This window comes from Pseudomonas fontis, from assembly GCF_028656955.1.
Classification (GTDB): domain Bacteria; phylum Pseudomonadota; class Gammaproteobacteria; order Pseudomonadales; family Pseudomonadaceae; genus Aquipseudomonas; species Aquipseudomonas fontis.
In genome coordinates this window covers 1-17623 of the sequence record NZ_JAMDGY010000009.1, presented here as the reverse complement: position 1 = coordinate 17623, position 17623 = coordinate 1, and the positions used below count along the sequence as shown (strand labels likewise).

The window sequence follows — 17623 nt, the reverse complement described above, 5'->3', positions numbered from 1 at the left end:
AGCTCCTTATTCAACGTTGGCGGTCAGGTCGACAGCATGGATAGCGCCAGCGCGGAAGATGCGCATGCGGATTGGTGCGGAGTCACGATTGGCGCGCTCAGAATCAGAAATCCGAAGAATTTCCTCCGCTTTGGTGAGCATCTCGTAGCCGCGGCTGATTTTTTCTTCACCGGTTTCGTCATCGGTGAAGATCCGTTCGCCCAGATAGCCGTTGTCGATGAATACCTCGCCGACCTGAGAGCCTGCGTTGATAAGCACCTGCTGGCCTGGCGGGGTCTGCCGAAGTTTCGTAGGAACCTTGGTGAGGGCGTTGTACAGCGCCACTCGTTCAAAGTTTACGAATGCATCCAGGTTGAACACATCGTCGATGTACTCGCCGAAGGTGGAAGTGGTCTTGGAGTTGATGATTCGCCCCATGTCCTTCTCGCCACCGGTCTCGACAACCGTGTAGAAGATCGCGCCCTTCGACTTCATGGTGCTGTAGGCGGTCGGCGTCAGGCTTTCGGCGTCAATGCCCGGAAGCTTTTTGAATTCGCCGGTGATGGTCGAGTTGGCCGCGTTGAAATTTACGCGACTGAACACAGCCGCCAACTCAAAACCGGCGTAGGGCTCGGTAGCATGGCTCACAATGAACATGCGGCGAGAGCCCTGCACAAATGCCTTGCTGACGATGTCGGTGGTTACAGACGGGTCTCGAACGGTTGCCTGGTTGGTGGTGAAGGCAAAGAACTTGCTTGCGGCATCGCCAGCAGCCGCCAGGGCCAAAACATCTGCATCCACGGCGCGGATAGAGGTTTCGAACTCGTACCAGTAGAACCAAATGCCCTTGCTGATCGCGTCATTCAGCGACTCGACAGGGGTGTCTTCCTCGATGCGCAGGTAGATGCGCAGAGTCTTAGGCTTGGGAATCGCCGAAAACCATGCCAGTGCAGCCGCGTATGGGTCGGAAGCGATGTTGAAATCCTCCGCTACCTGAGCCGCTGTGCCGTAGTCCCGGTAAGTCCCGGTCACGAATGTCGCATCGCTCGACGAATCGAAGTCCGCAAACACCATGCCAGCGCCGAAGTTGGAAGTCCCAAGCCCGGCCGAGTTGATCAGGACGTTGATGTTGATGATGTCTTCAGCCGGATAAGCCATTTACTTCCCCTTGCGCGACAGCGCCAGATTGTTCGGTTTGCACGGAGAAGCCCGCGCGATAGATCCGCTGTACGCGGTCTTCTGCGATTGATTCGCCATACAGGTAGAGTGTGAGCTGGGAGCGCTCTTCCATGGCGGCCTGATATAGGCCGGTCAGGTTGTTGATTGGTGACACGCGGGACCAGCCGAGCTTTGCAGCGCGCAGGATGGTCTTCACCGGTTCTCGCTTGTTCGCCTCACACAGGGCTGCGGCATACATCAAGGCTCCGGCCCGGTAGAAGTTGATGCTGAACCCCAGCGTGAACTGGGTAGCCACCTTGGCGATGATGTCCTCGTATTGAGGGTCGTCTTCGGCCGGCACGTTGGTTTGCGAGTTGAGCGCCTGCCCGAATTGCTCAGGGTTTTGCAGACGCACCGCGCAATAACTGCCAGATGGCGCAGCGGTGTTGTTGTCCGCCAGGATTACCTTGTCCGCCGGCAGGCCAGTAACAGCCACGACAATCCGACAGACCGCCTTGGATAGCGCTTTGGAGTCAAGCATCGGTGTGCGCCTCCAGGCTGGCTATCTCGGCAGGGTCAAGCTTGGCTACCACGGCGCGGCAGAAGTTGTGCCATGGGCGATAGTCTGTCGCAATGGACTTCCACCAGGTCGCTGCCTTATCGGGCGTCTCGGCGAACACCAGGATGTCGGCCAGCTTGCCGGGGGTCGATACCTCGATTCCCTTGCCATCGTTGCGGTGGATCACTCGCACGTCGTTGATTCGCTCGGCGCCGATCTGGAGGAATTCGATTTCCTTATCGCTGACCGGCTGGACATTGGAGTCGAAGGTGTCGGTGTAGGTTAGGGCCAGGACCGGCTCAAAATCTACGATCTCACTGGTGTAGCGGTTCAGGATCACACCTTTATGCGTGATGAATGGCCCGCTGACGTGTCCGCGCATGTTCAGGCTCATCACAAACCCTCTTCGATAGGTTCGGCCCCGTCATCAATGACGTAGCGGATGGATTGTCGGAGGTTGCCCGTATCGATAAGTGGGTTGTCAGACCCTTTCTTCGCAATAGTTGATCTGGCGTTTGGCGGGTCTTTGAGATCGGTGATGGCCTGCTTGACACTGCTCTCTGCCATGTTCCCCATCTGCTCAAGAAGAGTTCTCATGGCAAACTCGCCAGTGAGCACCTTTGGAATCATGAGCTCCGCGAGCTTGGTGAATAACGGGGCCGCATTTTCAACGCCTGGATGCAGGAAGGGTCGCGCAGGAATACTTCCTGTGTGCGCACTTGTTTTCCCTAGCTCCATGAACCCCTCGCCGGTTTTCATGAATCTCACATGCCCGGCCTCTGCGTCCTTCTCCGTCTTGTAGCCATAGGAGACGCCGCCTTTATGCTTGATGTCCTCAGCGCCGAATTCGTTTACTGCCGCAATAGTGGCGATGGTCAGGCCATCCTCATAAACACCGGCGCCTTTCGGGACGCCAACCAGAACTTTTTCGCGCCCCTTTAGCCTTTTGGCTAGGTCTTTCAGTGCCTTGTGGACCTGTTGAGTGTTAACCAGACTGACGGTCGGCTCAATCATACGCAGACCGCTCCCATGCCAGCCCTATCGCGTAGTTTCAGGTACTCAAGACCGTATGGGGTAAGGGCCAAGGCCGCATCCCAGGTCGTCAGCGATGCGTTTGCGCCTGGAATGGCGTAGGACACCGACTCATCTCGCACGCTCTTGCTGGACTGAGCGTAGGGTGTCGAAGCGCTTCCGTCCGTCGATGTTGCATCAGTAGCCAGCTTGTTCCAGGTCAGGTAATGCGCTGCGAGGGCGAACCAGCCGCGCTGGAGGAATGAGTAGGGCTTGTAATCCCCCCATCCAGCGCAGCCGCAGCCGCCAAACTCGCCGCGTGCGATGTACAGCGCCCGGGTGATGGATGCATCAGGCCAGGCAGTGACATCTGAAAATTCAGGGTAAAACGCTCGGAAGTCCGCAATGACCGCCGGCGTCACTTCAATGGTCAGTTCAGCCACGGGTCAGACTCCAGAATGAAACAGCCCCGCACTGGGCGGGGCTATTGGGCTTTGTTCAGATCACTCTTAGACAGCGATCTGCTTTTTCAGCTCTTCGACTTCAGCCAGCAGCACTTCTTTATCGCTGGCAGCGGCAGCCAGCTGACCCCGGAGGGTTTCGACTTCGGCAGTCAACGCCGCGATCTGATCGGCACCATCATCCATGAGCACTGGTGCACCAGATACCAGCACGCCATGCTCCTCCCACAACGAGCCCTCGGCGAACTCAGCCTGCTCTGGGGTGGTTTGCTGGCCAGCCCCCACAGTGCTGCCGTCGCCCAGGATCACCGGGTTCTTGCTGACGTTGGTCCAGACAACGAGGTCCGCCGAAGCGGCCTCGCCTGTTTTGCCTTGTTTGCGAGCCATATGGCCTCCTTAAACGCCGTCGACGTACAAGTGGGACATCGGAACACGCAGCTCAGTACCAGCGGTGCGCACCACGCCAGCAGCCTCGAAGCGCAGGCCGCCGTGAGACGGGATCGGCGCGTTCAGCGTGTAAGGCATTGGCAAGTGGAACTTGGCGAACTGGGCGTTCTTGGTGTAGACCATCATGCGGTTGACGCCACCAACACCAGCAGTTGACGCCTGCAAGATTGGCTCGATGGTGATGTTCAGCACCCGCTCCAAGTAGCTAACCAGCGTTTCCGAGGTGTTCGGGATTCGGAAGGTGGTAAGCAGTCCGTATTCAACCAGCGGCAGCAGGATGTGAGTCGGGCGGAAGATCGAGTTGGTCTGAGTAGCGTAAACACGCAGGATCGCGTTGTTCAGCAGAGTCAGGATCTCGTTCGCAGCCGTCTCACCGCCACCAGCCAGGATCTGGGCGATGGTCTTGTTCGCGCCACCCAACAGGGTGCCGGTAGCAACAACCGGGACACCTGGATACTTCAGCAGGCCACCAGTGGTCAGCGAAGGCCAGCGAGCATCACCGACGAACGCTACACGGTCCAGCCACTGCTCGGTCAGGGTGCGGGTTGCGATTGGCTTTTCGGCCAACAGGTTGATCGCACCGCCGAAGCCGACGGAGTTGGCGATTTGCATGGCCTTGCCGACTTCGATCTGGGTGTAGGTGTAGCCCAGGCCAGCCTGAACCACGTCAACACCGCCGACCTTGGCAGCGATTTCAGCGAGCGGGAAATCGTGGGAAACGTCACCGATTGGTGCCGGCTCACCCTTGTAGTCGAGAACCTTGAAGGCGATCGACTCGGTGTAATCCGGTGCCGAGGTGTCGACGGTCAGGATCGACGGGTATTTGATTTCTGGGTATGGCTGGCGCAGGACTTCCTGTTCAACGTAGGTCAGTTGACCCAACAGGAATCCCAGTTGCGCCTGGGGGGAAGCGTCGAAAGTCTTCATTCGATCTGATCCTTAAGCGGCGATGGTGGTGGTGACGTCGGACTTGACCTGTACCAGCGCCAGCTCACCCGCCGCCGCGGTAGTCTTGAATACGCAACCTGGCAGCAGGTGATTACCTGCTGTGGCCGCGTTGGTCAGTTCGCCAGTCAGTGGCACGGCGTAAACCTGCGCGCCCTTGGTGGCACCGGCCAAGGTCTTGACCCAGATGCGGCCAGTGCTGATCAGGCTGACTTCTTCGTTCGGGCGGTAGCCGCCAACAGTGTTGCCGCTGTCGGAGACCTGGCCAGTCATGTAGTTACCGCTCACGCCAACCGGCTTGCGTACCGAGATGCCCAGGAAGAAACCAGCTCCAGCGGCAGGCAATGCGCCCTGCTTGTCGATGGCTGCGGAGACCACGGCGCGCGCGAATGGAATGGCGACAGCTGCGACAGCGGTGGTTACATCCGCCATGCTCAGGTCATTGATCTGGCCTTCGTAGGCCTTGCCGGCGTACTGGCCGAAGGTATCAATTGCAATGCCCATTATTTGCCACCACTCAGGAATTTGTTGTAGGCGTCAGTACCGTCTTGAGTTGGCTTAAGGCCGCGAGCTGCAGCGTCCTTGGCGAACTGCTTCAGGCTATCGTTGACTTTCGATTTGTCGTCATCCTCATCGTCGTCCTCGGTTTTCTTCTCTTCGGCCTCTTCGGCAGCGGAGTCGAAAACATGGGTGACATAGGCGTCAGACTTGCTTGCCCAGTCGCGAGTCGGCTTGAGCTTCGCCATCGCGGCGCGCTTGATTTCGATGGGGGAGACCAAGCCTTTGGCGTCGAAGCTCTTAACGAGCCTGGTAGCCAGAGCAATGGTGTCGAGGGTTGCTTTCACGCGCACGCCGATAGCGGCATCGGAAGTTTCCTTCTTGGCCTCTTCCAGCTTCTCTTCGGCTTCGTCCTTGGTGGCTTCAGCTTTGTCTGCGCGCTCCGCTTCTTCATCCGCGAACTTTTGCAAGGCTGCCACGGCGTCTTCGACTACCGTTGCGGCCTCTTCGTCCAGGATGATGGAGCGGCTTTTCTTGGAGTCCAGAAAGACTTTCCGGGTCGCCATATGGGTAATACCTTTCGGTTTGTGGTCAAAAATGCGGGCGACCTTTCCGGCCCGCGCTGCTTCTACAACGGCGTTGTGATTGATTTGAATGTCACGCTGCTCGTATTCGTAGGCGGTGCCGTCGGGGGAAACGCCTGGGGCTTCCACGTATTCAGCGAGGTAGCCGGGGGATAGTTCGGCCTTGCCGGACTGAATGTCGTCGATGGCGGACTGATCCTTGATGATCATGTCCACGATGAGGTTGTCACCGTCCCGCTCAACGCCGCGCACATGGCCGACCGACACATCCTTAAAGGTGGTCGAATCAACCAAGTCGTCCGGGTGGTCGTTGGTCACGTCCTTGTCGAGATAGGTGGCCATGGACTCGGGCTTGAACACCTCTTCGGGCGAGCGGTAGACATTGACGATCCGCTCGGGACCGTCCAGATCCAGCTCGCTCGACAGGTACTGATAAACCCCTGTCCGTGCCGCAATGCCTTTCACGCATAGAAAACCTTCAGCCGTGAGTGTTCGCGACGTAGGCTTGAAGGCCTCATCGATGGTCATTCTTTGCATTGGGTTACCCGTCTTTGGGGAAGTAGTTCACGCCTGGGATCATGGCCAGGCCTACGCATCGGCAGAGAACGTGATGCTTGCCAGGATGCAGGCCGGTCTTGCCGCCCCACGGGGCACCGTCAGCGACCTTGTAGACGCCTGGCCCGTAGCCGATGTCCTGTCGCGCAATGCCGTAGCAACTGATCTTGGCGTTGGGGTATTTCCCGCCTGGCGCGCCAGATACGCGCTGATCGCCAGCGTCCACTGCTTTATAGAACTCGATGCCGGCCGCTGCTTGGCGTTGCCGGGTCAGGTCGCTATTCAGCTGCGACACCTGATCCCGAGCGATGAGCTTGGCCCGGCGAGCACTGACCCCGGTCTGCTCTTGGATCTGCTTGGCTATGGCGGTAGGGGCAAGCCCATCCTTCATGCCGCCCAGAACGATCGTCTCGACGTTTTTGAAGTACTCGTCGGGTATCGACTTGATCAAGTTCACGTTCTCGGCTGTGGAGGCTTCCAAGTAGTCCTGCATACCCTTAGTTCGGGTGATCAGCTGGAAGTCGACACCGACGGCTTGATTGACAGACTTGCGGAAGTCTTCAGCGTTATCCGCATCAGCCCGGCTGACAGTGCTGGCAGCCACCCGCTGGATCTGGGATTCGAACAGGGATGAGCTGAATCGGCGTGATACCCCGCGTATCGCTGCGAGGATGTCGTCAGTCCAGCCATCCATGGTCGGCTTGGCGTCGGCGGTGTAGTCACGCTTAAGGCGTTTCAGCTCAGGCTCAAGCGCCTTGACCAGTTCCCCAGCCATCAGCCTGACCATTCCACGAAGCTGCCCGCTGTAGTAGCGCTCAGCCTCTTGGCTTGGCAGGACAGGCTTAGGGGCGCGGGGTTTCTTTTTCCGCTGCTCCATCAACCCCAGGTTTGTCGCCGTCAGCTTCTCCAAGGTCGAAACCTGGGAGGTCTTTGCCGTCATCGCCGATTCCATTGTCCTGATCCTTCTCGATCTTCTCTTGGGCGGCGATCTGTTCGTCGGTGATGGCGTACGTGCCTTTCGACTGTACGCGGCGCATGGCGTGGCTCGGGCGAATGACGCCAGCCTCAATGCTCATCGCGTCAGCCTGGGCGTCTGCCAGATCTTCCTGGGCCTGTTCAGTCCCCGTAGGCAGGGACAGAGGCTTCCATTCAAATTCAAGATCTTCGGGGTAGTCGCCAAGGGCCGAACGGATAAGCACCTGATCAAGCGCTTCAAGGTCGAGACGCATCTGGCCATCCTGCTTGCCCTTGATCGTCCCTTCGTAGGTCTTGCGGTCACCTTCACCGGTGGCACTCAAGCCCGACGCCGATTGGCCCCATAGCTCAGTAACCGGCATCTCAGCTGCGCCAGCAGTCCACACCATGAACTGTTCCATGATCTGGCTAAGGCCGGAGAACGAGATACTGTTGCGCTCGTACTCTTCGCTTTCGGCATCGAGCAGGCCCAGGTTAACCAGGGACTTCATCATGCCGAACATGCGATAGCGCTCGGTGACGTTGTCGCACTGGGCGCTGGCCAAGGCGGCCTTGAGGCCCTTAACCTTAATGGTGTCGACGTTCGCTTCCAGCACTAGGGAAGCAATACCGCCCTTGGTAGCTACCACATCACGCAGGTCAGACATGCAGCGACGTAGGCGGCTGTCACCCCAGCCTTGCTCAAACATGCGCATACGGCGCGGCAGGCGAGCCCCAGTGCGGCGAATGATGTGGCTGTAGTGAATACGCTGCTCGCCGTTCACCATCATGTAGTACTCGGGGAGCATCCAGTTAGGCTTTAGCGGGTCAGTCAGGTTGAATTCTGTTGGCTGGATATCCCAGCGGTCGAGGACGACCAGGTTCTTCAGGTCGCCCTTCTTGACCTTCTTCAGGTCGAGGGGCTCGCTCAGGTCTTGCCCGGTCACCATCAGCAGCGCGGCGCCACCGTACAGGTCAGCCCAGCAGCACGTATCAAGGTAAGCCTGCTGAACACCCAGGCGGCGCTCTTCGTTCTGGATGTCCTTGGCCTGCTTGCCATTGAACGTGCGCCACTCACGCAGCGCGTCTTCGTTCGGCTTGTCCACGATACGGCGGGCAATCCAGTTCGACTGATACGCCGCCTCAAGCTCAATCTGGTTGACGAACTCAAAGCCGAAAACGTTGTGCGTGCGCTTGTCTCGGTTGGTGCCGATGTTGGCAACCATGTTCGACAAACTATCAGTTGACACGACCTTACCGGCCTGAATCTGAATTCGCGGTTTTGATGTGGTCATAAATTGATCTATCTCGCGCCACGAAACGGCGGTTGTGAAAACGTGGCGCGGATTAATCTACCTTGCGGCCTGGCAGCTTGAAGTCAGTCACCCGGTCAGCAATGGACCGGATCTTCTCCACGCCCAGGAAACCAACCCAGCCGCCGACGAAGGTGGCCATGCTCTGCGGGAGCGAGAAGAACTCAAGGCCGCTGATGATGGTCAGGGCCAGGCCGCCACAGATAGCGCCCTCAACGATCATCTGGCGACGTGTACCACCACCGTAGGTGATTCGCAGAACAGCCATCGCACAGGACAACGCAGCCGCATAGAGGATTGGCGAATGCTGGCTAAACCACGCAAGCGCTATCGCCCAGGTGTCTGGTTTGTCTGGCATGTTGGACATCTCGGTTCCTCCCCGTCAGGGAGTTAGGAATACGACAGGCCATGACCTGCGGAATTGAATCGGCTCACACAGCACTCCCAGCTCGGAGCAATGGGTGTGGCGGAGCCGAAAACGAAAAGGCCTCGATCAATGTCGAGGCCCTGAATAGGTGTTCGAAGGCTGGGCGCTTTCCCTTCCAGCATGACCGTGCGGATCTGGCTTCAATCTCCGCCGCTTCAGAACTTGGTCGGCCCGTAGGGGCTTGAACCCTCTTCCCCCGGTTATGAGCCGGGCGCATCAACCGTCAATGCTTCGGGCCAGATTTGGAGCGGATACAGGGAATCGAACCCTGATCGAAAGCTTGGAAGGCTGTCTAGCGACCTGCGCTACCCGCAATTGCGTGTCTTCCCACGCCGCCTGCCAAAGACCATCCCAGCGTCGACGCCCCTATGCACCGACCTCGCCGTTCCTGTCTCGCGCCACCCCATAAGCATTGAGGTAAGGGTGCGCGGGCTGCCGGGGTTGTTCTCGTACGTCGCACTGTCCGACTATCGACGTCCAGGCCTTCCCGAGGGCTGTCCTGGCTACAGGTGTTACTGGCTGGTGAGAGTGGGATCGAACCACTGACCGATCGGTTAACAGCCGATTGCACTACCGCTGTGCTACTCACCAATTTGGTGCCGCCACGAGGATTCGAACCCCAGGCCATTCGCTTACAAGGCGACTGCTCTACCGCTGGAGCTATGGCGGCGAAATTTAGGCAATAAAAAACCCGACACAGTGGCCGGGTTTAGTGTTTCAAGAGTAAGTTGCCGAAGGCAAAACTCTAGCAGTGGCGATAAAGTATCACCAGCCGCACGGGAACGCAATAGGCCCTCATGCGGCCTCGCGCATTTCGTAAATTACCGCTGCAACGGGGCTCAGTGCGCGGCGATCCAGATCCTCGCAGCACTCGAAGATCAGCTGCAGCATTCCACCCCAATCCCGCTCCCAGTTGCACGACTCCAGCCGCACTTCATAGACCTGCCACATCCATGCCCGGAACTTCTCGGCGTTGGCCAGCGGGTCTTCATTGGATGACTGGCCGCCCTGGTGCATATGCTGGTACCGGCGTAGTACGCCCTTCACGACGAACTCCAGCTTCTCGCGCTTTGCCGCCGTCATGCGCGGTGAGCGGTTCTGCACCAGAAGAAACACGACCTCTTCCGCCGCTTCCCGGATGTCGTCGCTCTGCTCGGCGGCGTACATGAAGTCGCCAAACACGCGGATCTGCGGGTGCAGCCGGGCGATTGCCGACTGGATGTGTCCAGCCAGCGCGCCGTGAACCGCGTGGTTTGCCGTGGGCCCGCGCTCGGTGGTCTGCACCACCACGCCCAGCTGCACCACGTCAGAGGTCTGGCCGGGGGCCGGGTTGTACTTGCAGTCATGCCACGCCTGGCGCGCTGAGTTGATCTTCATGCTGCCTCCCCCTTCTTCAGTTCTCTGGTCTTTGCCCGGTAGTAGGCCTTAATGCCCTTGATATGCTCGACGGTGTACTTGCGCACGCTCTGGTCGGCCTCAAGTGCATTGACGGCTTCCTGACCAATGCGCGCTATCAGGCCGATCCGGTAATCCACCGCATTTCCTGAGAGGAACCGGTTGTCCTGCTTGCTCTGGGCATGGCAGTTACGCTCATCGAAGCGCAGGTGCGGGGCAGAGCCGACGCTGCGGTAATGCCCGGCATCTACCGCGTTGCCGCTCCAGTCCAACGGCTTGCCGCTCGAGATGCAGTGGTGGCCGGCGGCCTGGTCCCGGGTGCGGATGTACTCGTTGAACGCCTGCTGGGCTTCACGCATGTGGTCGCCGCGACTTTTCAGGGCCTCTTTGCGAACCTTGATGTCGGCGCGGCCAACCTGATCCAGCGACTTTCGCGCCTTCTCCTCGTTCACATGCTTGATGGCCAGGCCGCACTTGGGGCTGCATACGGCTTGGCCCAAGCGCTGGGCAACGAACTTCTCGCCGCATGCTGGGTTCTTGCAGGTCTTGGGCTTGGGCTGTTTGGCGGCGAGCATCAAATGTCTTCTCCGGCGAAAAAGCAGATAAGCAGCGCGATGGTGTATGCCGCGAGGAAAAGGCTCATGCCGCGTCCTGTATTTCGAGATACATCCCCAGCCCACTGGCGCGCAGCGCCGAACAAGCCGTCTCACCCATAGCCAAGAGGACTACGCCGGTTCCTGGGGAGCCCCCAATGCTTCCGTCAGGCCGAACAAATTTGGTTTTCCCTTTGGGGAATAGCAGGCCATCACATTGAGGCGCGAGGTCATGGAACCATCCGGCAGAGGTCCGGGCTGCAACGAGAGCAATGCCATTCCCGTGCGCAATGAATTTCTCAAGCCAAGGAACTTGGCCGTTACGCCCACCAAACGGCGGGTTCATCCATACGAGCCCATTCCAGTCTCGGCTCAAGCCGTCTTCCTGCGCGGTGATCACTTGCTCTGCCGGCACCCAGTGATTGGCCCCAGGGCTGCAAGGGTCAAGATCAAACTTGAGCGCCAAGGCATCGAATATGAATGGAGGCGTATACCAGTCATCGCTTGCGCCAATACAGTTCTCGTGCTCGCTCATGCCGCCACCTCGCCCAGCAGATCGTCGAAGACCACTCCAGGGGCGGCATAGCCCCACTCCATTCCGCCTGCTGTTTTCTGCTTTTTCTTGGCGGCCGCACAGATGCACGGCTTGCTCACTCCTGTGTGGCGGCAAGCGGACTCCAAAGAGGGGAACCACATGCCCGAACCTTGCTTTGATGATTGGACGGGCACCGCGCAGTCGCTGAGACCCGTAGCAGCTGCGTGGGCCATATTTTCCTGGTGCGTGCACCACTCAAGGTTCTCTGGGTGCGGATTGCTCTTGTCGCCGTCTTTGTGATTGATGCACGGCAAGCTGTCCGGGTTCGGCAGGAACATCTCAGCAACAAGGCGGTGGACCAGATACGCCTTCGCCTTACCGTTTACCTTCAAGATAATCCTCGGGTAGTCTTGGGACTTTGCACGCTGAATCAACCGCTCCGGATAGCTTTTAGTGACCCCCGAGACGCCGGTCGAAACGTGAGCCATCCGCTTTGCGCGCCCGAGCGACGAGACCATGTAACGCCCTGCCAATGTTTTGCTTTCGATCCATATTTCGCTCATGCCGCCTCCCATTGCTCAGGCATTTGTCCTTTCGGCTCGCTCCAGCGAACATCGCGCTCAGCGCCGAAGACGTACATGCACTCGATCACGTCGCCAAGTTCGGCCACGGTCATGCGCTTTGTGCTGACTCCTAGCATCACGACTCCGCCATTGATGCCCGAAGCCATGCGCACCTCCTGGCGGGCCGCAGCGGTCATGAGCGCCTTCCAGTCCTCGCTGTCGAGCCTCTGCATGACGCCGTTGACTGGCCATTCGACCTGGCGGGATATGTCGGCCAACATGGCCCACAGCTTGGCGTTCTGCTCCAGAGTGCGGCGTGACTTCACTGGGCGGACGATGATCTCTATAGCTCCGTCCAGCGCAAGGTCGGTAGCGAAGAGGTAGGCCAACCGACACACCTCGCGCACACGTGATGGGCCAGATGACCAAAAATGGCGAGGCTTAGTGATGGCCTCGGAGAGCTTGGCCTGGCAGTTGACGCTGATCTTGTCGGTCATGGCCGCAGCACCTTGATCCAGAGCTTCCCAAGTTTCAGCACCTTCACGTGCCCGTTTCGCTCGCTGAAAAGGGGTACATATCCGGCGTTCACCCATCGGAAGTGAAGGCCGTAACCGCCGGGAATGCGGAACCACCAGTAACGCGCGCCAAACCCTTTACCGATCATGACTTCTCTCCGTTGCCCATGGCGACGGCGTAATTCCAAACTTTGCACCATGCGCACTCTTTGCCAGCCTTGGCGCCGTTGTCCGCGTCCCATACACCTGGAATCGAGTGGCAGTGGCCGGGCGCATTGCCGGAACGACTGATGTGCGCCCCATGGATTTCATTGACTACGGCACTCATAACCCCTCGCAGCGCCTCGTTCTCGGCCTTGAGCTGGTCGCGCTCAGCCAGCAGCGCCTGGGCGATGGAATGGAACTGGCGGCGGGACAACTCGCTTCCCATCGCCATCTCGAAAGGCATTCCGATTGCGCCTCTGGTGATTTCGCTCATGTCCGTTGCTCCGCTGCTTCTGCGATCAATGCCATGCGCTCAAAGCGCTCAGCGGCCTGGCTGGCAAGGTTATGAAGGTCAGCTTCGTCCACCACCGGCATGCACACGAAACGGATTCCGTGCTTGACCATGGTGTTCGCCATCTCAAGGGATTGGCGTAGCTGTGCTGGGTTTGCTCGCTTCATGCTCGTGACTCCAATTCCTGGGCCTGTCTGATCAGCAGCGCCCGGCGATCCGCCAACTCGTTGGCCGCTTCAATGCGTATTTCAAGCTTTCGCTCTTCGCTGGCCCTACGCATTTCCATCATTGAGCTCTTCACCAGTTCCAGCTTCTTGCGCAGCACCGGCGCAGGCTGAGTCACCGCACCAGTGAGCAGGCCGGCAATGGCGCGTCCATCCTCGGTGACCGGAACAACGCTCAGGTCAGCCAGATACTTCTGGGCGTGTTCGCGAGGGATGCGCTTCAGTTCCATTGCCTTGGTCACAGCCTGGACACGGCGGCTAGCGTCGAAGCCCACAGAAACGTGCCAGTTGACCGGCTTGGCGTCTTCACGCGACTGGCTCACAAACCGCTCGTAAGCGCTGATGAAGGCCATGCGGGCGCCGATCTTGTCCCCGGCGTCGAGGACGGGTTTTGCGGCCGCCAGGGCCAACTGGATTTCGTCGGTCAGCACCACGGTTTCAAATTCGTCGTTGGTGGTCATGGCAATGGCCCAGGCTTCATCCTTGCCGGGGCGGCCGTCGGCGGCCTGGACGCGCTGAAGAATCGCGGCAAGGGTCAGCTTTCCAGTCACTTCGCGGCGGCATGACCAAAGCGCGTTGGCGATCACGTCCATGGGGTGCTCGGCCAAGTCCTCGGCCATCAGCTTGGCAGCAGGAGCGCTCAGCACTTGCCCAAGGGTTTCAGCAGTGGCGCAGATGGCCATGCTCAGTTCAGCGGTTTCGGCGTAGGAAAGCATTGCTGTTCCCTCCTTCCAAAATGCTGCGACTGGCCTCCTGGGCGGCGCTAATGTTCGCTTGAGTGTTTTCCATCTGGCGGGCGGTCACCGCGTTCACCTGGCGACCTGTGAGCCACTGCGTGCGAATACCCTCTGCGCGCGCCACCAGCAATCCAAACTCGTGAGAGGCCCGGATGAAGAACGAATCGTTGATGGAAACGTAGAACGCGGCGACACCCGGGGCCTCATCAGCCCCCAGCCGTTGAACAAGCTGGGCAACTTGGCCATTGACCTTCGCGTTACGCACCGGCTCTACGCCATACCGATCAAGATAGGCGATGGTGTAAGAGTCCCAGGTGTTGGTATTGGCGATCTGCGCTTCGGTCTTTTGCTTCGGCTTGGGATTCAGAACCTTGACGTTCGACGGCGCCGGAGCCTCGGCGACTGGCAAGGGTTTTGAATCCGGGTTCAGGACATCAGGAATCAGTGAATCAGGAATCAGAAGATCAGAATCAGAAGAGAGGGAATCAGCCCGAGTCGTACCGATAATTTCGGAACGAGTACCGAGAAAATCGGAAGTGATACAACCTTCTGAAATAGAAGGGATTTCTGATTCCTTCTCGTTCTTGTGAGGGTTCTGGTGCTTTGTGAAGTTGCACACCTCGATGAACGCCTTCCCGGAAGCGCTGTAGCGAACGATGAAGCCTTTGTGCGCCAACCAATGAAGCATCGCGTCAACATCAGCTTCGCGATAAGGGAAGATTTCAGCCTTGATGCGCAACGGACGATCTTCAAGGCGACCCTCTTTGTCAGCAAGGAGCCACAAACCCTGAAACAGCAGCGTGCACAGTGGGTGGCCTACACCCAGGATCTCGTTGGTAAACAGTGCGGGTTTTATGTTGCGAGCGCGGGCCATGATCAGTGCCCTCTGGTAATGGGTACTGAAGATGCTTGCGCCACATTTTCATCAATCGAAAAACGTGGCGCGGAATTAACTGGGGTATTGCTATGTGGTGTGGTTTGCATATAATCAGTCCCACGAGATGTTTAAGAGAGCCGGGTCACTACCCCGGCTTTTTTTTGCCTTGAATTTGGCAGAGGCCCTCTGGATTACCCTGAAGAGTCCCTGCCTGAGGCCCTCATGGGGGTAACCAACTGAAGGACTATTGCCTTCTTCCGGCCGACCTCTGAAAGCGCCCCACTTGCGATTGATGTCTCCATCATTGCGTTGATGGCCTGGGCAAAACTCCACCCGTTCTGGCGCATCAACCCCTCCACTGCTTGCCGCGTTTTAGGCGGCAACTTTTCAAGCTCAATGCTCATTCGGGCCTCCAAAAGGCCTCTAGCCCGCGATATCTTCTTGTTTGTCCTGCATGAGCTCTTCGATGACACCGTTGGAAACTGCCCACTCGATGATTTCGTAGAGATACGTGGCGTGCTGCATACGGGTCTTGCTTGCGGCTTTACGCAGAATCCGATCAAGCACTGGTTCGAAACGAACCTTCACCGGAATGGCGCGCTTTTGATTGGGGTCCATGTACATACTTCGGTGCTCCTGGCTGATGAATTTGGGTTTAAGCGGCGGATTTCTTTGGGTGAGCCTCGGCAAGCAGCCATGCGGGCTCGAACGGCCTGCCATTCGCGGCAGCCAGTTCTGCAATTTTCTTGGCGTATTGGGTTTCGCCTGTGTACTCGGTGCGCGGCAATGCGTCGGCAACAAGCCACTTGTAGATAGCGCGCGGGGTCTTCCCGCAGGCCAAGGCCACAGACGGAACACCACCAGCATCGTCAATCGATTTCTTGAGCGGCCGCATAAGGCCTCCGAGTAAAATATGAACTTACGGTACATCTTATGTCGGAACTGAAAGTACATGCAAGCGCGTGCGAACATGAACCCATGGTTCAGATAGAAGAAATACGCAGATCGTTTGTCGCTCGGCTCAAGGAGGCTCTCGCCGCAGAGGGGATTCCGGAGTGGGGAGCTGGTGTACGCCTTGCAAAAATGGCGAAGGTCACTCCAAAGGCTTGTAGTAAGTGGCTCAATGGAGAGTCGATGCCTGGGGGGGCAAAAATGCTTGCCCTGGCCACGGCGCTATCCGTGAGGGTTGAATGGCTGGAGTACGGGCGTGGCGCAATGCGTGAAGACTCCCCTGCTCAGGCACCGGACTCCCGAATTCAACCCCGAAGCTTTGATCTTCAAGATGAGCCGGAATACACCGGCGTATTGCAACTGACTGCGCGAGGATCTACTGGCGATGGTGATGACAACCCGCACGTCGAGATTCGGGGAGTCATGGCGTTCAAGTCCGCCTGGTTGCGCGCAAACGGCCTGAGCCAGAAGCACTTGGACGTGATTTACGCCAACGGTAACAGCATGGAGCCGACCATTAATGATGGCGACGTACTGTTGGTGGATGAGTCAAAGATTGAGCCGAAAGACGGGCAGATCTTCGCTATGCAAAGCGAATCAAAAGGCACGATCGTGAAGCGCCTGGTGAGGTCGGACTTCGTTGGGTGGATCATTCGGAGCGATAACCCGGATAAGGCTCGGTATGGCGACGAGACGTTGCGTGACGGGGAGATAAACGAGGTTCGCATCATCGGGCGTGTCGTCTGGCGCGGCGGGATGCTCTAGGAGATTCTCCAGCTTTTCTCCCGCTCGCGGACCTCTTTGATTTACTAGATGGACTTGAACAGGATAGTCTGCCGGCTTGCGCCGAGAACAGTCTGATAGGTGGATACGCCTATAAACTGTAATGGCCCGCGTGACACGGAAGACCAAAACTGCCCCTCCAGTGCCTCCTTGTCCGTGATGATTGTTATGGTTGGGAAAAGGCCGGGATTGGTCATGCTGACAAGCAGGACTCTACCCTCAACGACTTGGGAGATTCTGTAGTCTCCGTCAGAAACCCATACGAACCTTTCCTTATAGTTAGTCGTGCCATTTTCCTGGAAGATTCTGACCAGAGCATTGAAATCTTTTAGGTTCTTGCCAAGAAACATAGGCTGCACGCCTGTGCGCTCTATTACTGAATCTGTCAGCCTTTCATTCTCCGCGTCCGATTTCTCATAGATGGACTTTTTGTGGGCTGTAAAGGCGTCTTGCTTGGCCTTGCAAAGAGTCGGTATTCGATCCATTTGCGCACTTGCAACTCTAATCCTTTGCTGCCCACCAAATTTATTTTCGGGCCCCACCACCTCTAATGTAGAGATCGCCGCAAGGAACGTGGCTTCATCCTCATAATGTGATTCTCCAGCGTAGAGCCTAAGCCCCTCAATACTCACATCCCATTTATCTCCAAATCCTCCATATGCGCCCGAGCTTTTCCGAACAATGAAGTATCGACGCTCATCCTCAGTGCAGGTTCCGTAGGCCTCGATCGTCTTCCCTGTTGACTTGGAGATTGCCCGCACGCCGACCTGGTCGAAGCTAGACACATCCTCAAAGGTGAAGTCGCTTTCCACGTACTCTGGCGAGCTAACGCAGCCACTCAAAGCCAGTACAACTGACAAGGCGATGATCCGTTTCATTTCCAGCTCCGCTCCGTAAGTGCGCCGATTGTAGCAGAGAGCCATCTCCACTCTAAGAGCCGCCCTGAGCGGTTTTTTGTGCCTTGAATAAAAATATGTACTTTTGGTACTTGACCAATATGAACCATTGGTACATATTCACTCCATCGAGTCACCCAACAGGGACTCGCCAGGGCCTCACAGCC

At 57.9% G+C, this 17623-nt stretch carries 26 protein-coding genes and 4 tRNA genes; 1 reads left to right on the top strand and 29 read right to left on the bottom strand.

Annotation, left to right across the window (positions count from 1 at the left end; all coding sequences use genetic code 11):
• Nucleotides 1–6: 6 nt before the first annotated feature.
• The 28 genes from M5G11_RS02015 to M5G11_RS01880 all read right to left on the bottom strand — a co-directional run bounded on the left by M5G11_RS02015 (nt 7) and on the right by M5G11_RS01880 (nt 15721).
• Entirely contained in the window at nt 7–1137 is a 1131-nt protein-coding gene (locus M5G11_RS02015; RefSeq protein ID WP_273911330.1) for a DUF3383 family protein, read from the bottom strand.
• Nucleotides 1121–1678, bottom strand: a complete 558-nt coding sequence (locus tag M5G11_RS02010; RefSeq protein ID WP_273911329.1) for a phage neck terminator protein — start codon at nt 1676–1678, stop codon at nt 1121–1123. The genes M5G11_RS02015 and M5G11_RS02010 overlap by 17 nt, the downstream gene beginning before the upstream one ends.
• The gene (locus M5G11_RS02005) at nt 1671–2090 is read right to left on the bottom strand and encodes a hypothetical protein (RefSeq protein WP_273911328.1); all 420 of its coding nucleotides are present in this window, start codon (nt 2088–2090) and stop codon (nt 1671–1673) included. Before M5G11_RS02005 ends, M5G11_RS02010 begins: the two co-directional genes overlap by 8 nt.
• Nucleotides 2090–2710, bottom strand: coding sequence for a hypothetical protein (locus tag M5G11_RS02000; protein WP_273911327.1), 621 nt, complete (start codon nt 2708–2710; stop codon nt 2090–2092). Before M5G11_RS02000 ends, M5G11_RS02005 begins: the two co-directional genes overlap by 1 nt.
• The gene (locus tag M5G11_RS01995) at nt 2707–3150 is read right to left on the bottom strand and encodes a DUF4054 domain-containing protein (RefSeq protein WP_273911326.1); all 444 of its coding nucleotides are present in this window, start codon (nt 3148–3150) and stop codon (nt 2707–2709) included. Before M5G11_RS01995 ends, M5G11_RS02000 begins: the two co-directional genes overlap by 4 nt.
• A 66-nt stretch (nt 3151–3216) precedes the next feature.
• Nucleotides 3217–3555 (bottom strand): hypothetical protein, encoded by a 339-nt coding sequence (locus tag M5G11_RS01990; RefSeq protein WP_273911325.1) that lies wholly within the window; start codon nt 3553–3555, stop codon nt 3217–3219.
• Between the two features lie 9 nt (nt 3556–3564).
• Nucleotides 3565–4542: a major capsid family protein gene (locus tag M5G11_RS01985; protein WP_273911324.1), complete on the bottom strand. Its 978-nt coding sequence runs from the start codon at nt 4540–4542 to the stop codon at nt 3565–3567.
• A gap of 12 nt (nt 4543–4554) precedes the next feature.
• Complete coding sequence (locus tag M5G11_RS01980) at nt 4555–5064, bottom strand: structural cement protein Gp24 (RefSeq protein WP_273911323.1); 510 nt, start codon at nt 5062–5064, stop codon at nt 4555–4557.
• On the bottom strand, nt 5064–6179 hold the full coding sequence (locus tag M5G11_RS01975; protein ID WP_273911322.1) for a DUF2213 domain-containing protein: 1116 nt from the start codon (nt 6177–6179) through the stop codon (nt 5064–5066). The genes M5G11_RS01980 and M5G11_RS01975 overlap by 1 nt, the downstream gene beginning before the upstream one ends.
• A 4-nt stretch (nt 6180–6183) precedes the next feature.
• Nucleotides 6184–7107 carry a phage head morphogenesis protein gene (locus tag M5G11_RS01970; protein ID WP_273911321.1) on the bottom strand — a complete coding sequence of 308 codons (924 nt, stop codon included), beginning with the start codon at nt 7105–7107 and terminating at the stop codon, nt 6184–6186.
• Entirely contained in the window at nt 7040–8401 is a 1362-nt protein-coding gene (locus tag M5G11_RS01965; RefSeq protein WP_273911320.1) for a DUF1073 domain-containing protein, read from the bottom strand. The genes M5G11_RS01970 and M5G11_RS01965 overlap by 68 nt, the downstream gene beginning before the upstream one ends.
• Before the next feature lie 97 nt (nt 8402–8498).
• Nucleotides 8499–8831 (bottom strand): phage holin, lambda family, encoded by a 333-nt coding sequence (locus tag M5G11_RS01960; protein WP_273911319.1) that lies wholly within the window; start codon nt 8829–8831, stop codon nt 8499–8501.
• 223 nt (nt 8832–9054) lie between these two features.
• Nucleotides 9055–9130, bottom strand: a tRNA-Ile gene (locus M5G11_RS01955).
• A 4-nt stretch (nt 9131–9134) separates the two neighbouring features.
• Nucleotides 9135–9204: transfer RNA gene (locus M5G11_RS01950), tRNA-OTHER, on the bottom strand.
• A gap of 203 nt (nt 9205–9407) precedes the next feature.
• Nucleotides 9408–9482: transfer RNA gene (locus M5G11_RS01945), tRNA-Asn, on the bottom strand.
• A 3-nt stretch (nt 9483–9485) separates the two neighbouring features.
• Nucleotides 9486–9561, bottom strand: a tRNA-Thr gene (locus M5G11_RS01940).
• A 125-nt stretch (nt 9562–9686) separates the two neighbouring features.
• Nucleotides 9687–10268, bottom strand: a complete 582-nt coding sequence (locus M5G11_RS01935; protein ID WP_273911318.1) for a hypothetical protein — start codon at nt 10266–10268, stop codon at nt 9687–9689.
• Nucleotides 10265–10861, bottom strand: coding sequence for a recombination protein NinG (locus M5G11_RS01930; protein ID WP_273911317.1), 597 nt, complete (start codon nt 10859–10861; stop codon nt 10265–10267). Before M5G11_RS01930 ends, M5G11_RS01935 begins: the two co-directional genes overlap by 4 nt.
• Nucleotides 10862–10925: 64 nt before the next feature.
• The gene (locus M5G11_RS01925; protein WP_273911316.1) at nt 10926–11414 is read right to left on the bottom strand and encodes a DNA N-6-adenine-methyltransferase; all 489 of its coding nucleotides are present in this window, start codon (nt 11412–11414) and stop codon (nt 10926–10928) included.
• Nucleotides 11411–11977 (bottom strand): NUMOD4 motif-containing HNH endonuclease, encoded by a 567-nt coding sequence (locus M5G11_RS01920; protein WP_273911315.1) that lies wholly within the window; start codon nt 11975–11977, stop codon nt 11411–11413. The genes M5G11_RS01925 and M5G11_RS01920 overlap by 4 nt, the downstream gene beginning before the upstream one ends.
• Nucleotides 11974–12474, bottom strand: coding sequence for a recombination protein NinB (locus M5G11_RS01915; protein WP_273911314.1), 501 nt, complete (start codon nt 12472–12474; stop codon nt 11974–11976). Before M5G11_RS01915 ends, M5G11_RS01920 begins: the two co-directional genes overlap by 4 nt.
• On the bottom strand, nt 12471–12641 hold the full coding sequence (locus tag M5G11_RS01910) for a hypothetical protein (protein WP_273911313.1): 171 nt from the start codon (nt 12639–12641) through the stop codon (nt 12471–12473). Before M5G11_RS01910 ends, M5G11_RS01915 begins: the two co-directional genes overlap by 4 nt.
• A complete protein-coding gene (locus tag M5G11_RS01905) occupies nt 12638–12970 on the bottom strand; it encodes a hypothetical protein (RefSeq protein WP_273911311.1) in 333 nt (110 codons plus the stop codon). Before M5G11_RS01905 ends, M5G11_RS01910 begins: the two co-directional genes overlap by 4 nt.
• On the bottom strand, nt 12967–13155 hold the full coding sequence (locus M5G11_RS01900) for a DUF1382 family protein (RefSeq protein WP_273911310.1): 189 nt from the start codon (nt 13153–13155) through the stop codon (nt 12967–12969). Before M5G11_RS01900 ends, M5G11_RS01905 begins: the two co-directional genes overlap by 4 nt.
• The gene (locus M5G11_RS01895) at nt 13152–13928 is read right to left on the bottom strand and encodes a hypothetical protein (protein WP_273911309.1); all 777 of its coding nucleotides are present in this window, start codon (nt 13926–13928) and stop codon (nt 13152–13154) included. Before M5G11_RS01895 ends, M5G11_RS01900 begins: the two co-directional genes overlap by 4 nt.
• Nucleotides 13903–14823 carry a hypothetical protein gene (locus tag M5G11_RS01890; RefSeq protein WP_273911308.1) on the bottom strand — a complete coding sequence of 307 codons (921 nt, stop codon included), beginning with the start codon at nt 14821–14823 and terminating at the stop codon, nt 13903–13905. The genes M5G11_RS01895 and M5G11_RS01890 overlap by 26 nt, the downstream gene beginning before the upstream one ends.
• A gap of 426 nt (nt 14824–15249) precedes the next feature.
• The gene (locus tag M5G11_RS01885) at nt 15250–15450 is read right to left on the bottom strand and encodes a hypothetical protein (protein WP_034120602.1); all 201 of its coding nucleotides are present in this window, start codon (nt 15448–15450) and stop codon (nt 15250–15252) included.
• A 31-nt stretch (nt 15451–15481) separates the two neighbouring features.
• Entirely contained in the window at nt 15482–15721 is a 240-nt protein-coding gene (locus M5G11_RS01880) for a helix-turn-helix domain-containing protein (protein WP_273911307.1), read from the bottom strand.
• 38 nt (nt 15722–15759) lie between these two features.
• On the opposite strand from M5G11_RS01880, the gene M5G11_RS01875 reads away from it, so the two are divergent.
• Nucleotides 15760–16542 carry a S24 family peptidase gene (locus tag M5G11_RS01875; RefSeq protein ID WP_420793818.1) on the top strand — a complete coding sequence of 261 codons (783 nt, stop codon included), beginning with the start codon at nt 15760–15762 and terminating at the stop codon, nt 16540–16542.
• A gap of 44 nt (nt 16543–16586) precedes the next feature.
• Here M5G11_RS01875 and M5G11_RS01870 read toward each other — a convergent pair whose 3' ends face one another.
• Nucleotides 16587–17438 (bottom strand): hypothetical protein, encoded by an 852-nt coding sequence (locus tag M5G11_RS01870; protein WP_273911306.1) that lies wholly within the window; start codon nt 17436–17438, stop codon nt 16587–16589.
• Nucleotides 17439–17623 lie beyond the last annotated feature (185 nt).

Coding starts and splice junctions, on each gene's coding strand:
- M5G11_RS02010 (WP_273911329.1), bottom strand. CDS start 1,678: ATGCTTGACTCCAAAGCGCTATCCAAGGCGGTCTGTCGGATTGTCGTG.
- M5G11_RS01935 (WP_273911318.1), bottom strand. CDS start 10,268: ATGAAGATCAACTCAGCGCGCCAGGCGTGGCATGACTGCAAGTACAAC.
- M5G11_RS01980 (WP_273911323.1), bottom strand. CDS start 5,064: ATGGGCATTGCAATTGATACCTTCGGCCAGTACGCCGGCAAGGCCTAC.
- M5G11_RS02005 (WP_273911328.1), bottom strand. CDS start 2,090: ATGAGCCTGAACATGCGCGGACACGTCAGCGGGCCATTCATCACGCAT.
- M5G11_RS01985 (WP_273911324.1), bottom strand. CDS start 4,542: ATGAAGACTTTCGACGCTTCCCCCCAGGCGCAACTGGGATTCCTGTTG.
- M5G11_RS01960 (WP_273911319.1), bottom strand. CDS start 8,831: ATGTCCAACATGCCAGACAAACCAGACACCTGGGCGATAGCGCTTGCG.
- M5G11_RS02015 (WP_273911330.1), bottom strand. CDS start 1,137: ATGGCTTATCCGGCTGAAGACATCATCAACATCAACGTCCTGATCAAC.
- M5G11_RS01915 (WP_273911314.1), bottom strand. CDS start 12,474: ATGACCGACAAGATCAGCGTCAACTGCCAGGCCAAGCTCTCCGAGGCC.
- M5G11_RS01925 (WP_273911316.1), bottom strand. CDS start 11,414: ATGAGCGAGCACGAGAACTGTATTGGCGCAAGCGATGACTGGTATACG.
- M5G11_RS01885 (WP_034120602.1), bottom strand. CDS start 15,450: ATGTACATGGACCCCAATCAAAAGCGCGCCATTCCGGTGAAGGTTCGT.
- M5G11_RS01895 (WP_273911309.1), bottom strand. CDS start 13,928: ATGCTTTCCTACGCCGAAACCGCTGAACTGAGCATGGCCATCTGCGCC.
- M5G11_RS02000 (WP_273911327.1), bottom strand. CDS start 2,710: ATGATTGAGCCGACCGTCAGTCTGGTTAACACTCAACAGGTCCACAAG.
- M5G11_RS01870 (WP_273911306.1), bottom strand. CDS start 17,438: ATGAAACGGATCATCGCCTTGTCAGTTGTACTGGCTTTGAGTGGCTGC.
- M5G11_RS01890 (WP_273911308.1), bottom strand. CDS start 14,823: ATGGCCCGCGCTCGCAACATAAAACCCGCACTGTTTACCAACGAGATC.
- M5G11_RS01990 (WP_273911325.1), bottom strand. CDS start 3,555: ATGGCTCGCAAACAAGGCAAAACAGGCGAGGCCGCTTCGGCGGACCTC.
- M5G11_RS01875 (WP_420793818.1), top strand. CDS start 15,760: ATGTCGGAACTGAAAGTACATGCAAGCGCGTGCGAACATGAACCCATG.
- M5G11_RS01930 (WP_273911317.1), bottom strand. CDS start 10,861: ATGCTCGCCGCCAAACAGCCCAAGCCCAAGACCTGCAAGAACCCAGCA.
- M5G11_RS01920 (WP_273911315.1), bottom strand. CDS start 11,977: ATGAGCGAAATATGGATCGAAAGCAAAACATTGGCAGGGCGTTACATG.
- M5G11_RS01975 (WP_273911322.1), bottom strand. CDS start 6,179: ATGCAAAGAATGACCATCGATGAGGCCTTCAAGCCTACGTCGCGAACA.
- M5G11_RS01905 (WP_273911311.1), bottom strand. CDS start 12,970: ATGAGCGAAATCACCAGAGGCGCAATCGGAATGCCTTTCGAGATGGCG.
- M5G11_RS01910 (WP_273911313.1), bottom strand. CDS start 12,641: ATGATCGGTAAAGGGTTTGGCGCGCGTTACTGGTGGTTCCGCATTCCC.
- M5G11_RS01900 (WP_273911310.1), bottom strand. CDS start 13,155: ATGAAGCGAGCAAACCCAGCACAGCTACGCCAATCCCTTGAGATGGCG.
- M5G11_RS01880 (WP_273911307.1), bottom strand. CDS start 15,721: ATGCGGCCGCTCAAGAAATCGATTGACGATGCTGGTGGTGTTCCGTCT.